10 protein-coding genes, 3 tRNA genes and 1 pseudogene are annotated in these 12,625 nt (G+C 59.2%); 9 read left to right on the top strand and 5 right to left on the bottom strand.

Features of this window, described 5'->3' with window-relative positions; translation table 11 throughout:
* Positions 1 to 409: 409 nt before the first annotated feature.
* From ASF70_RS12675 to prfB, 3 genes are all read left to right on the top strand, one after another.
* On the top strand, positions 410 to 1,573 hold the full coding sequence (locus ASF70_RS12675) for an N-acetylmuramoyl-L-alanine amidase (protein ID WP_082471879.1): 1,164 nt from the start codon (positions 410 to 412) through the stop codon (positions 1,571 to 1,573).
* A gap of 266 nt (positions 1,574 to 1,839) precedes the next feature.
* On the top strand, positions 1,840 to 4,317 hold the full coding sequence (locus ASF70_RS12680) for a penicillin-binding protein 1A (protein WP_062453182.1): 2,478 nt from the start codon (positions 1,840 to 1,842) through the stop codon (positions 4,315 to 4,317).
* 122 nt (positions 4,318 to 4,439) lie between these two features.
* Positions 4,440 to 5,568, top strand: a protein-coding gene (gene prfB / locus ASF70_RS12685; protein ID WP_156461818.1) for a peptide chain release factor 2 whose coding sequence is annotated in 2 segments (ribosomal slippage) — positions 4,440 to 4,508 and positions 4,510 to 5,568 — 1,128 coding nt in all. Because the reading frame shifts where the segments join, the coding sequence is not laid out codon by codon here.
* 73 nt (positions 5,569 to 5,641) lie between these two features.
* On the opposite strand, the gene ASF70_RS12690 is transcribed toward prfB, so the two are convergent.
* On the bottom strand, positions 5,642 to 6,415 hold the full coding sequence (locus ASF70_RS12690) for an NAD kinase (protein WP_062580078.1): 774 nt from the start codon (positions 6,413 to 6,415) through the stop codon (positions 5,642 to 5,644).
* 260 nt (positions 6,416 to 6,675) lie between these two features.
* Between ASF70_RS12690 and ASF70_RS12695 the strand changes: the two genes are divergently transcribed.
* Together ASF70_RS12695 and ASF70_RS12700 are read left to right on the top strand one after the other, a co-directional pair.
* A tRNA-Thr gene (locus tag ASF70_RS12695) sits at positions 6,676 to 6,751 on the top strand.
* Positions 6,752 to 6,919: 168 nt separating this feature from the next.
* A complete protein-coding gene (locus ASF70_RS12700) occupies positions 6,920 to 7,204 on the top strand; it encodes a hypothetical protein (protein ID WP_139283848.1) in 285 nt (94 codons plus the stop codon).
* Positions 7,205 to 7,395: 191 nt separating this feature from the next.
* On the opposite strand, the gene ASF70_RS12705 is transcribed toward ASF70_RS12700, so the two are convergent.
* Entirely contained in the window at positions 7,396 to 7,923 is a 528-nt protein-coding gene (locus ASF70_RS12705) for a DUF4142 domain-containing protein (RefSeq protein WP_062580082.1), read from the bottom strand.
* Between the two features lie 249 nt (positions 7,924 to 8,172).
* Here ASF70_RS12705 and ASF70_RS12710 point away from each other — a divergent pair, with 249 nt between their 5' ends.
* The gene (locus ASF70_RS12710) at positions 8,173 to 9,210 is read left to right on the top strand and encodes a calcium-binding protein (RefSeq protein WP_062580084.1); all 1,038 of its coding nucleotides are present in this window, start codon (positions 8,173 to 8,175) and stop codon (positions 9,208 to 9,210) included.
* A 72-nt stretch (positions 9,211 to 9,282) separates the two neighbouring features.
* Here ASF70_RS12710 and cysQ read toward each other — a convergent pair whose 3' ends face one another.
* The 3 genes from cysQ to ASF70_RS12725 form a co-directional block, all read right to left on the bottom strand.
* On the bottom strand, positions 9,283 to 10,080 hold the full coding sequence (cysQ, locus tag ASF70_RS12715; RefSeq protein ID WP_156461819.1) for a 3'(2'),5'-bisphosphate nucleotidase CysQ: 798 nt from the start codon (positions 10,078 to 10,080) through the stop codon (positions 9,283 to 9,285).
* A 62-nt stretch (positions 10,081 to 10,142) separates the two neighbouring features.
* Positions 10,143 to 10,844, bottom strand: a complete 702-nt coding sequence (locus ASF70_RS12720; protein ID WP_062580088.1) for a DUF982 domain-containing protein — start codon at positions 10,842 to 10,844, stop codon at positions 10,143 to 10,145.
* Between the two features lie 102 nt (positions 10,845 to 10,946).
* Complete coding sequence (locus tag ASF70_RS12725) at positions 10,947 to 11,834, bottom strand: RNA methyltransferase (protein WP_062580090.1); 888 nt, start codon at positions 11,832 to 11,834, stop codon at positions 10,947 to 10,949.
* Positions 11,835 to 12,036: 202 nt separating this feature from the next.
* Here ASF70_RS12725 and ASF70_RS12730 point away from each other — a divergent pair.
* From ASF70_RS12730 to ASF70_RS24620, 3 genes and pseudogenes are all read left to right on the top strand, one after another.
* A tRNA-Tyr gene (locus ASF70_RS12730) sits at positions 12,037 to 12,121 on the top strand.
* A 26-nt stretch (positions 12,122 to 12,147) separates the two neighbouring features.
* Positions 12,148 to 12,221, top strand: a tRNA-Gly gene (locus ASF70_RS12735).
* Positions 12,222 to 12,563: 342 nt separating this feature from the next.
* Positions 12,564 to 12,625: pseudogene (locus ASF70_RS24620) on the top strand (elongation factor Tu); the annotation flags it as partial.

Here is a 12,625-nt window from a genome sequence, read left to right on the forward strand (position 1 = left end):
AGCGACGGCGGATGTCTGTCGGTCCATGGCGCCAGATCACTATCAGCTGGCAGCCTATCGGCAGACTATCCCGTCAACACTTCAACCTTCGCTCGCGTTGTATGGTTTATCTGTCACAATAGCAAGGGAAAAGCCGCCTTTGCCATATTGTCGATCGAATTGCCATTCTATGCAAAAACAACGGGCGGACGAGATGATTCGCATCCGATCTGCATGAAATTGCTATGTTAAAAACATGCGGCTGCAGCGGCTGCCGTTGCTGCATTCCGAATGTGCGAAGTCAGGTTAGGGGACTTATGTGAGGGTGGGCAAACCGACGGGTGCGTTGCGTGTATCACATGAGACGTCCAGATACGATTTCGCGACGGGTGCAACCGGTGTTGCAAGGCGAATCGCTTTTGGTTTGGTCATGTTGCTGGCTGGGGCAGCGTTGGCGCCTGCGATGGCGGCAACCACGAAGCCGATCCTCGCATTCGGAGCCCGCATTGCCGGCGACGCGGCACGCAGCCGCATTGTCATCGACTTCGAATCGAAGCCTGAGTTTTCCGTGCACTATGTTGGCGGCCCCGAACGCGTCATTGTCGACCTCTCGGCGACCGCCTTCGGGTTTCCGCCCGAAGATCTCTCGCCGCGCGGTCTGTTCAAGGATATCCGCTTCGGCACCATGGATGAACAGAGCGCCCGGATCGTGCTGACCACCAACCGGCCAGTGAAGCTCTCGACGGCGGATGTTCGGCCGGGGGAGAACGGCGTCTGGCGTCTCGTCCTCGATGCCGAGGTCGTCTCGAAGGAAGAATTTGCCGTTCTCCTGAAAGGCCAGGACTGGCGCGCCACGACGCAAACTGACTCGGAGCCGACGCCACTGATGGCCGACGACGGCGTTTTCACCGTTGCGGTCGATGCAGGCCATGGCGGGATCGATGCCGGTGCGACTGCGCTGACGACGAAGACGCAGGAAAAGGTCATCACCCTCGATTTCGCAAAGACGCTTGCCGAGCGCCTGAACCGGCTATCCGGCGTGAAGGCATTTCTGACGCGTGAGGACGACACGTTTCTTTCGCTGTCGGAGCGGGTGGCGACGGCGCGGGAGCATCGCGCCGACCTGTTCATATCCCTTCACGCCGATACGCTGACGCAAAAGGATATCCGCGGTGCCACCGTCTATACCCTCTCCGACAAGGCATCGGACCGGATGGCGGAGAACCTTGCGGCGCGAGAAAACTTTTCGGACCAGCTCGCCGGCTACAGCATTCAGAACGGACCGTCGGACGTGGCGGATATCCTTCTCGACCTGACGCGGCGCGAGACCCAGGCCTTCTCGATCGCCATGGCAGACAATGTCGTCAAGTCGTTCGAGGGGCAGATCGGGCTCATCAACAACCCGCATCGGCAGGCAAGCTTCCAGGTGCTGCGGGCGCCGGATATTCCCTCCGTCCTGCTCGAGCTGGGTTTTCTGTCCAATCAGGAAGACGAAAAACTTCTGCTCGATCAGAACTGGCGCAACCGGATTGCAGACCTGATTGCCGCAGCCGTCGATCGGTATCGCGGTCACTCTGTCGCCAACGGCGGGTGAGGGGAGTGCTGCGTCGCATGCGGCGTGGCTGACGTGCAACAACGGCCCGGGAATATCCCCGTATACAAGCTAAGTTGCGGAAATACCTTGGTTGAAGCCCTATTTTACGCACATTCAGACGGTTACACCCTGCTGCACGAGGCAGGGCGGATAACGCGCCTTTTATCCTCGACGCCTTGCGCTGGCGTAATCACCGTGCAAAACGCCGAGAACCATGCGATGTTGCGCCTTGCGCAGCAACCCGAAAGCCGAACGGTAGCTTCGACATGATCAGATTGATTGGATACTTCTTTGGAATGGCCTGCGTCCTTTTTCTGGGCGTTGCTGCAGCGGTTGCCATCTATTTGAATGGTGTATCCAAGGATTTGCCCGATTATGCGGTCCTTGCTGCCTATGAGCCTCCGGTTGCCACACGTGTCCACGCCGGCAACGGTGCACTGGTCACGGAATATGCGCGCGAGCGTCGCTTGTTCCTCCCCATCCAGGCTATCCCCGACCGAGTCAAGGCGGCCTTCCTGTCTGCTGAAGACAAGAATTTCTACAACCACCCCGGCGTCGATATCTTCGGCCTTGGCCGCGCGGTTGTGAACAATCTCCAGAACTTCGGCTCAGGCCGTCGTCCGGAAGGTGCGTCCACGATCACCCAGCAGGTGGCAAAGAACTTCCTTCTGTCGGCAGACCAGACGATGGACCGCAAGGTCAAGGAAGCGATCCTGTCGTTCCGCATCGAACAGGCCTACTCGAAGGACAAGATCCTCGAGCTCTACCTCAACGAGATCTTCTTCGGCCTTAACTCCTATGGCATCGCCGGTGCGGCGTTGACCTATTTCGACAAGTCGGTGACGGAACTGACGACGGCGGAAGCAGCCTATCTCGCGGCGCTGCCGAAGGGCCCCAACAACTATCATCCGTTCCGCCATCAGCAGGCAGCGCTTGATCGCCGCAACTGGGTTGTCGATCGCATGGCCGAAAACGGCTACATTACCCAGATGGACGCCGACGATGCCAAGACCCAGCCGCTTGGTGTCAAGCAGCGCCGGAGTGGTACACACCTGTTCGCGTCCGACTATTTCTCCGAAGAGGTCCGTCGCCAAATCATTGGCCGGTATGGCGACAAGTCGCTCTATGAAGGTGGCCTGTCCGTCCGCACCTCGATCAATCCCGAGCTTCAGCTTGCTGCGCGCGCCGCGCTGCAGAACGGGCTTCTTGATTACGACGAACGCCGCGGTTTTCAGGGCCCGGTGACCACGGTCGACATTTCACCCGATTGGGGTGTCTCGCTTGCCAAGGCGATCACCGACGGCAAGGCGCCTGACCTGCGCGATGTCCCGGAATGGCAGCTTGCCGTCGTGATCAGCGCGTCCGCCAAGTCCGCCGAGATCGGTCTGCGTCCCGCTGCCGATGGTGGCGGCAAGGTGACCGAAGAGCGCGTGACGGGAACGATCCCCGCGGACGCCATGAAATGGGCCTATCGCGACGCCAAGGGTTCTCGCCGGACGGCGAAAGGTCCCGATGGCGTGCTGAGCCCGGGCGACGTCGTCTATGTCGAGCCGATCAATGAAGAAGCCAAGACCTTTCGGCTGCGTCAGCCTCCGAAGGTCCAGGGCGGCTTTGTCGCGATGGACCCGAATACCGGCCGCGTTCTCGCCATGGTCGGCGGCTTCTCCTACGCACAGTCGGAGTTCAACCGCGCCACCCAGGCGATGCGTCAGCCAGGTTCGTCATTCAAGCCCTTCGTCTATTCTGCAGCGCTCGACAACGGCTACACCCCGGCATCGGTTGTGCTTGACGCGCCGATCGAGATCGTCACCGGAGGCCAGGTCTGGCGCCCGTCGAACTACGGCGACAAGGACGGCAACGGCCCGGCAACGCTGCGCACCGGCATCGAAAAGTCGCGCAACCAGATGACTGTCCGTCTGGCGCAGGACATGGGCATGGAACTGGTCGCCGAATATGCCGAACGCTTCGGCATCTACGACAAGATGCTGCCTGTTCTGGCCATGTCGCTCGGTTCCGGCGAAACGACCGTGATGCGGATGGTATCCGCCTATGCGGTCATCGCCAACGGCGGCAAGCAGATCAAGCCGACCGTGATCGACCGCATCCAGGATCGTTACGGCAAGACCATTTTCCGCCATGAAGAGCGCACCTGCGAAGGCTGCAATGCCAACAGTTGGGCGAACCAGGAAGAGCCGGTTCTGGCCGACAACCGCGAGCAGGTTCTCGATCCGATGACCGCCTACCAGATTACCTCGATGATGGAAGGCGTCGTGCAGCGCGGCAGCGCGGCCGGCAAGATCCATCTGACCGACCGCCCGGTCGCCGGAAAGACCGGAACGACCAATGACGAGAAGGACGCCTGGTTCGTCGGCTTCACGCCGAACATCGTGGCCGGCCTTTATATCGGCTTCGACACACCGGCTCCGCTCGGACGCGGCAGCACGGGGGGCGGACTTGCAGCGCCCATCTTCGGTCAGTTCATCGAAGCGGCGGCAAAGCATATGCCGGCTGAAAAATTCCTGGTGCCGGAAGGCATGCAGTTCGTCGCTGTCAACCGCAAGACGGGCATGATGGCCATGGAAGGCGAGCCGGATACGATCACCGAAGCCTTCAAGCCCGGCACCGGCCCGGCCGATGTCTTCCAGGTCATCGGTGGCGGCGAATACATGACGCAGGACCAGATCCTGGACTCCTCGCCACAGGCACAGCAGGCCATCACGTCCGGTGCCTCCGGCCTGTTTTGATCCTCATACTGACGTCCTCTGGGACATCGTCGCGCCGGCCCCGGGGTTTACTTCCAGGGCCGGCGCAACTATGTCCACCGCAACTTCGGTCAACAACGAAAAGACGAGAGAAGCATTACGCCATGCGCGCGGAAATCATCAACGTAACCGACGAAATCAAGCAGGCCATAAGCCTGCTGAGGAGGCATCTTTGACTGGGATCAGGCGGTAAGACGACTGGACTGGTTGAACAACAAGGCAGAGGATCCAAACCTCTGGAACGACGCCTCCGAAGCGCAGAAGCTGATGCGCGAGCGTCAGCAGCTGGATGACAGCATCAACGGCGTGCGAGCGCTCGATCAGCAGCTCAACGACAATGTCGAACTCATCGCGATGGGGGAAGACGAGGGCGACGACTCGATCGTTAGAGAGGCCGAGGAAGCGCTGAAGACGTTGCGCACTGAAGCCAACCGCCGTCAGGTGGAAGCGATGCTTTCGGGCGAAGCAGACAGCAACGATACCTATGTCGAAGTGCACTCCGGTGCCGGTGGCACGGAAAGCCAGGACTGGGCGAACATTCTGCTGCGCATGTACACCCGCTGGGCCGAGCGCCAGGGCTACAAGGTCGAGCTCTTGGAAGTGCACGATGGCGAAGAGGCAGGCATCAAGTCCGCGACCATACTCGTCAAGGGACACAATGCGTTCGGCTGGTTGAAGACCGAGTCGGGCGTCCATCGCCTGGTGCGCATTTCGCCCTACGACAGCGCGGCACGCCGCCACACGTCGTTCTCGTCGATCTGGGTCTATCCTGTGGTCGACGACTCGATCAACATCGAGATCAACGAGAGCGATTGCCGCATCGACACCTATCGTTCGTCGGGTGCCGGCGGGCAGCACGTCAACACCACCGACTCGGCCGTGCGTATCACGCACATTCCGTCCGGTATTGTTGTCGCCTGCCAGCAGGAACGCTCGCAGCACAAGAATCGCGCCAAGGCGTGGGACATGCTGCGCGCCCGTATGTACGAAGCGGAACTGATGAAGCGCGAAGCGGCCGCCAATGCGGAAGCCGCTTCGAAGAGCGACATCGGCTGGGGCCACCAGATCCGCTCCTACGTTCTGCAGCCATACCAGCTGGTGAAGGACCTGCGCACCGGTGTTGAAAGCACGGCACCCAGCGACGTTCTCGACGGCGAACTCAACGAGTTCATGGAAGCTGCCCTTGCACACCGCATCAGCGGCAAGCCCGATCTTGGCGCCGAAGCCGAGTAAGGTTTGGACGCATCACGAATCACAAACGGCCGGATCTCGCGATCCGGCTGTTTGCGTTTCTTGGGGGTGGCTGTCAGTCGTTGAACTGCTCGGCCAAGATCCGGTCAGACCAGGAATGGTCGGGATCCGATAGAAGCCGTGCCGTCAGTTCAGTCGATTGCGCGATGCGGATATGGATGACGGATTTCACCTCGGTATTGTCGGCGACCGCATTGACCGGTCGCTTTTCGGGCTCAAGAATCTCGATGTCGACGCAGACACGGTTTGGCAAAAGCGCACCGCGCCAGCGACGTGGACGAAACGCACTGACGGGCGTCATCGCCAGAAGCGGCGCCTCCAGCGGCAGGATCGGCCCGTGCGCCGACAGATTGTAGGCGGTGGAGCCGGCGGGCGTCGCGACCATCAGGCCGTCGCAGATCAGTTCCTCCAGCCTTGTGTGCCCATCGACCACCACCTTCAGCTTCGCGGCCTGATAGGATTGGCGGAACAGGTAGACCTCGTTGATCGCGAGCGAGTGGGATATCGCACCCCAGGCATCGGTCGCCGTCATCTTTAGCGGGTGAAACTCGTTTTCGACGGCACGCGCGATTCGGTCGGGAAGATCGACCGTTTCGAAATCGTTCATCAGAAAGCCGACCGAGCCACGGTTCATGCCGTAGACCCTTTTCCCGATATGCATGGTCTCGTGCAGCGTTTGCAGCATGAGCCCGTCACCACCCAAGGCCACGACCACGTCGGCCTCCACCAGGGGAACGTTTCCGTAAAGCCGGGTCAGCTCGTCAAACGCTGCCTCGGCATCGGGTGCCGTTGAGGCGATGAATGCGAGCTTTTCGGTCGCGATCGACATGGGAAGGCCTTTGGTGTGACGCGGACATGCGCCCAGGGATACAGGTCTGAAACACCGCATCGTCAACATACGGCTTCCAGCAGGTAGCTATAGGAGAAACGACAGGACGAACAAGCCGCTTCCGTGGAGCGTCGGTACTTCATCAGCCATTCCGGCTGCGGATAGACCACGAGTATCTCGTTTCTCGAAAGTGTTTATCGCGATCAACAGAATTTTCGCTTTACACGAAATCAGAATCTGGTAATTCCACCCCCAGAAGTGCCCTTGTAGCTCAGTTGGTAGAGCACCTGATTTGTAATCAGGGGGTCACGAGTTCGAACCTTGTCGGGGGCACCACTTCTATCTCAATCTTTTCGATCGGTTGATCATGCTTTTCTCGGGCTGAGGAGAGCAGGGTGTGACGCACGTCGCTCCGTTGTCTTTCCGGCATCTCTTCTCGTGCCGGCCAATCCTTGCAACATGGAATGCGCTCTGTCAGGATCTCTTAAATTTAAGGGGAGACTGATGGGAAAAGTCTTGATGTGGATTGGCTGGATCGGGATCGTTCTGGTGGTCTGCGCCCTCGTGGCGCTGATGGCCAGCGCCGGGCAGGGGTCCTATGCCCTGCTCGCGCTCTTGGCAGCACTGCCTTGGGCGGCACCCGCCTTCATCGGCTCTGTGCTCGTCGCGGCGTTTGGGAGCATGCTTTTGCAGCTCAATGCGATCCGAGCAGCAACCGAAAGACAGGCCGAACTCTTCGCTCAGTTATTGGACGGCAAGAAGAAGCGTGACGCAGCGGTTGAGGCCTGACGGAAACGCCAATGCATCCTTCGTGCGTCGCTGTCTCGCGTTTTCAGAACCATCCGTTTGACGGTTCGCTGCTCAGTAGGCTTCCAACGACCTCCCGGGCGTTGGGTCTGAGGGCGAAGCAACAGAAAAAGCCGCCTCGACGAATCGGGCGGCTGTATCTTTAGCGTATGGCAGTTGTGGAAGGGTAGTTCTTACTTATCCATATCCTGTGCCATCTTGTAGTGATGCTCGAGGGCCGGGAGTGTCTTCGCGGCAAAGGCCTTCAGATCGGCATTTTCACCTTCTTCAGCGTAGCGCTTGAAGAGGTCTACCGCGTCTTCATGTGCTTCGACCTGATCGTCGAAATATTCCTCGATGAAATCGGCGCCTTCAAGCTTTGCCAGCTCGTCGACATCTTCCTTGTGATCTTCGGTCAATGCCGTGACAGGATTGCCCTGAACCTTGCCGCTGTCGATCAGCGCCTTGAGTTCGGCAGAAGCCTTTTCATGGTCTGTAATCATCTGCTGCGCAAATTTCTTGGTGGCGTCGTCGCCCTTGGTCAGCGCGAGCTTGCTCGACTCGATCTCGTACATACCGCTCGCAGACGCCTGCATGATAAAGTCTGCGGTGGTCGGAGCGCGACCCAGAACCGAGTTTGCGCCGGTGCTTTCTGCAGCCGACTGCGCGAAAGCTGCCGTTGCGGTCATGAGAAATGCTGCGGTGAGAATTGTTTTTTTCATGGTCGGTATCTCCTGTGAGCCCTACCAACCCATGGAAAACAAAGAGGTTCCGCAAAGATTTTTCAACGTGGTACTTCATCTGATTGAGATAAAGCGTCGAAGCGAGGGGATGACGAAGGCGGCCATTGCGCGTTAACGAACCTGAATGGCAGACAACGGGATATTACGGATTCCGTCAGGATTCGTAGTCTAGCATAAGCACAGCAATCCGCGGCGATTCTCATGCCAGGAGCGGACCGGAGGAAACGGATGCCCACATTCTACGGCAACGATTACGACAACACCGTCTACCAGGATGATTACGATTCTGATCTCACCGTCTACACCTATGGCGGCGACGACCGGATCTTCCTCAACCTCGTTGGCAAATACGGTGGTTTCAACACGGTCTATGCAGGCGCTGACGACGATTTGGTGCAAAATTCCTTCGAAGGCGGCAACAAGATCGATCTCGGCTCCGGCAACGACAGCTACGTCGCAACAGGGTTCTCGACGTCGAGCAAGCTCTATGATGTCGTCTATGCCGGCAGCGGCAACGACTCTTTCGAAGTCTCCACCTATCACAGCGACTATTACGGCGAGACGGGCAATGACGCCTTCTTCTCGGTCGGCTATCGCAACTATTTCAACGGTGGCTCGGGGACCGATACGATCAGCTATGAGACGCAGGACGAGGATGATGATCTGGCCGGTCTCGGCGTCGCCATCGATCTCGGCAAGGGTTCGGCGCAGACGCTCGGAACCAGTTACAAAGAGACGCTCGTCAGCATCGAGAATGCCATCGGGACCGGTGCGAGCGACAAGATCTACGGCTCATCAGGCGCAAACAAGCTTTGGGGCGATGACGGAAACGACTTGATCGACGGCAAGGGCGGTAATGACACGCTCTACGGCGGTGCGGGTAACGACGACCTCTACGGTGGAAGCGGCAACGACAAGCTTTACGGCGGATCCGGCAACGACCATCTCTATGGTGGATCGGGCGCCGATACGTTCGTGTTCACCTCGATCGCAGACTCCAAGGCAAACAGCAGCCGCGACATCATCCAGGACTTCAGCCGCGCCGAAGACGATTATATCGATCTCCGGTCGATCGATGCGGATACGACCTTCGGCGGCAATCAGTCCTTCGATTTCATCGGTTCGAAAGGCTTTTCGGGCGAGGCGGGCGAGTTGCGCTTTAGCGGCGGCATCGTCTCAGGCGATGTGAACGGCGACGGTTATGCCGACTTCCAGATCAAGATCGCGGGCCAAACCAAAATGTACGACAGCGATTTCTTCCTCTGAGATATCGAGCTGTCTTAGGAAGGCGCTTCTGAAAGGAGGCGCCTTTTTTCGTGGTCGAGAGAATTTGGAAAACTACAGGACTTCAACCGATGCACCGGTCGCGATGAAGTCGCCATTGGCGAAATCAGTCTCATCCGATCGACTGACCTTGCCGTACCGGAGCGGCTGTCCGTCGATAGCGCAGGTCTTGCCACCGGCGGCGCGCAGGACCGCATCTCCTGCTGCCGTGTCCCACTCCATCGTCCGGCCGAACCGCGGATAAATGTCGGCGGCACCTTCCGCCAGCAGACCGAATTTCAGCGATGAACCGACGGAAAGGGTTTCGAGGTCGCCGTATTGCGCCAGGAAATCATCCGTTTCGACAGTTCGGTGGGACCGGCTGGCACAGGCGATGGGTCGCCGTGGCATGACGCGGGCACGGATCGCCTGACGGTTTTCGATGGTGAAATCGGGGGCGATCGAGAGCTTGGACGCTTGGTTCTGTGCGCCGCCATAGCCGACGTTGAGCGCCGGAGCATACACGATACCGACAGTCGGAAGGGCGTTTTCGATCAGCGCAATATTGACGGTGAAGTCATCGCGGCCGTTGATGAATTCACGTGTGCCGTCGAGCGGGTCGATCAGGAAGAAACGACCACCGGAAATATCCGGGATCTGCCCGGCGGCGACGGCTTCTTCTGCAACCGCGGGGATCGCCGGCCAATGCTGCGCAAGCGCTTCGAGAATGATCGCTTCCGCGGCTTCGTCGGCCTCCGTCACCGGCGAGTAGTCCGGCTTGTAGTGGGTATGAGCGCCACGGCCACGGATCTCAAGAATCGTGCGGCCTGCATCGAGCGCGATCGTCTCGAATATGGAAAGCATACTCATCATGAAGACGATCTACTGCCTTGCCTTCAGCAGCGCAAGCTCGTCTCGCCTCTACATCACCGTGCCTATGCCATTGGTTGCTGACGACCGACGGCCCAGGAATTGCCAAGGTGCGCATCCGCCGCGGCCGGAAGATCCGATGCTCCGTGGCAAAGCTGGGGCCGCAGCACGCCCGCGGCGCGTCGGGCGCCGAGCCGTGCAATCATGCCGATCGTCCGGGAGAGCTCTGCCAATAATTCGCGCATGCAGGGTGTGTGTGGGCTGGCAGGCCCAGCGCCCGATGCCGCGGAATTCGGCTCGCTCCAGCTAATCACCGGGTGGTGATATGACGGGAGTGAACCGGATTCGCCAGCATCGGGCTCGGTATAAGCAAGGGTAAGCCCGCGTAAGCGGGGCGGCTTACTGAGGCGACGCCGGAACGGTGCGAGGGGGGCGAGGCGGTCCGGCGAGACCGGCAGGGTCGCAAGTGAGGCCGGGACGTCTTTGATTGGTTCGGCATCTATATCGGCAAGAAAGGTTTGCGGTTGAACATGAAAGCCGGCCTCGAGTGCGGCCTCAATGAAATCGGCGCGGGCAAGGGCCGCTACGCTTCGGCCCGTCAGCACGTCGCGGCACGCCATCACCGCCGCCATATGCGCTTCTGTGCGTGCGGCCGGCCATCCGCTGAGCAGCATAAGAGCTGCATCCAGCGTGCCTTGCACGATGATCGGCCCCGGTTGGCCGAAGATTTCCAGGATGACAGGTTGCTTCCAGGTCCCGCGATCCATCCAAGTTCTCCCATTTAAGATAATTAGGAAGTACTCATATAAAGCTTGCGCCAGGATGGAGCGCAGCGGCCCGACGGTTTTCGTCAGGCCGCTGATGTGATTTCAGGAGATCTTCAGGAGATGCTGCCTTGTCGCGTAAAGCGCAATCGCTGCGGCATTCGAGACGTTGAGCGACTTGATCTCGCCGGGCATGTCGAGCCGGGCCAACACATTCACCGTTTCGCGGGTCTTCTGGCGCAAGCCCTTGCCTTCGGATCCGAGGACCAAAGCAATCCGCTCACCGGAGAACGTGCCTTCCAGCGGGGCAGGACCTTCCGAATCAAGCCCGATCGTCTGGAAACCAAGCTTGTGAATCGATTCCAGCGCGTCGGCGAGGTTGGTGATCTGGATATAGGGAATGAGTTCCAGTGCACCGGACGCGGATTTTGCCAGCACGCCTGACTCGGTCGGGCTATGTCTCTGGGTGGTGATGAGTGCGCCGGCGCCGAACGCTACGGCCGATCGCATGACGGCACCGACGTTATGGGGATCCGTTACCTGGTCGAGTACCAGGAGAAGCGGGCTCTCTTTAAGGGCTTCAAGCCGGCGTACGGGCAGGGGCCGCGTTTCCAGCATCACGCCCTGGTGGATCGCCTCGGGACCCAGCACCTTGTCGATATCCTGCGGCGAGACGAACTCGACAGGAAAAGACAGCTCGCTCGATTCGCCGATCTCCAGTCGCATAAAGGCGTTCTGTGTCACCGAAAGCTTGATCAGCTTGCGCTCCGGGTTCTGGATCGCAGCCCGAACCGTATGGAGACCATAGAGCAGCACCTGTTCCGGCTGCAGCTGCGGTGGCGTCCAATCCTTGGCGCCCTTGTTGGATTTGACGCGGCCCTGCTGCGGCGTCGGGATCTCGCCGCGTTCGCGCTTGGTATCGCGAACATTCCGGCGAAGCGTCGCGTAATGGGTGTCGCGGGCGGTTTTGTCTTTAGGATCTTTTGTGCTCATGCTGCCTTATATCGAGGAGCGCGGTTTCGGCAAAGCCCTCCGCTCGAGCCTTCGTCGGATGGCATGACGATATCCAATTTTTTCCTCCTTTTTTCAAAGAGGTCGTGTTGACAGACGGACATGAGGCCGTCATATACGCGGCGCAGACCGAGGGGCGGCAAGCCTGACGGTCAGCAGACTTGGTCTAACGATCCAGACGAATGGAGAGATGCCCGAGTGGTTAAAGGGGACGGACTGTAAATCCGTTGGCTACGCCTACGTTGGTTCAAATCCAACTCTCTCCACCATTCGTCTTCGAGATCGGACCACCCCCGCGGGTATAGCTCAATGGTAGAGCAGCAGCCTTCCAAGCTGAATACGCGGGTTCGATTCCCGCTACCCGCTCCAATATCCCGGACAGATGATTTCTATTTTCGACCGGTTTGATCGATTCAAACATCGCGTCGATTTGTGCTCGTGTCGATCACGTGCGGCACGCTCAAAAACCGGATCGGACGTCGAGATTACGTATCGGACCATCACCATCTCTGCGGCGACCATACTTCCGGCAGACGGGGAGGGCGACACGCCGAGGCCTTGAAATACAGGCAGATAGAGCGCCATCTTTCGGCCTGCCCCTTGTACGGGGCGGCGGCGTAATTATGTCTTGCGCAATCCTTGGGAAAGCCTTAAACGGCGACACCAAACCCGGTCGCCGGGTCAACCTCTTATGTTCACAGGAAGCATTCAATGGCAAAGAGCAAGTTTGAGCGCAATAAGCCTCACGTCAACATTGGCACGATCGGTCACGT

Source organism: Rhizobium sp. Leaf321, assembly GCF_001423215.1.
In the GTDB taxonomy this organism is placed as follows: Bacteria; Pseudomonadota; Alphaproteobacteria; order Rhizobiales; family Rhizobiaceae; genus Neorhizobium; species Neorhizobium soli.

Coding starts and splice junctions, on each gene's coding strand:
- ASF70_RS12675 (WP_082471879.1), top strand. CDS start 410: ATGTTGCTGGCTGGGGCAGCGTTGGCGCCTGCGATGGCGGCAACCACG.
- ASF70_RS12680 (WP_062453182.1), top strand. CDS start 1,840: ATGATCAGATTGATTGGATACTTCTTTGGAATGGCCTGCGTCCTTTTT.
- ASF70_RS12690 (WP_062580078.1), bottom strand. CDS start 6,415: ATGTCGATCGCGACCGAAAAGCTCGCATTCATCGCCTCAACGGCACCC.
- ASF70_RS12700 (WP_139283848.1), top strand. CDS start 6,920: ATGGGAAAAGTCTTGATGTGGATTGGCTGGATCGGGATCGTTCTGGTG.
- ASF70_RS12705 (WP_062580082.1), bottom strand. CDS start 7,923: ATGAAAAAAACAATTCTCACCGCAGCATTTCTCATGACCGCAACGGCA.
- ASF70_RS12710 (WP_062580084.1), top strand. CDS start 8,173: ATGCCCACATTCTACGGCAACGATTACGACAACACCGTCTACCAGGAT.
- cysQ (WP_156461819.1), bottom strand. CDS start 10,080: ATGATGAGTATGCTTTCCATATTCGAGACGATCGCGCTCGATGCAGGC.
- ASF70_RS12720 (WP_062580088.1), bottom strand. CDS start 10,844: ATGGATCGCGGGACCTGGAAGCAACCTGTCATCCTGGAAATCTTCGGC.
- ASF70_RS12725 (WP_062580090.1), bottom strand. CDS start 11,834: ATGAGCACAAAAGATCCTAAAGACAAAACCGCCCGCGACACCCATTAC.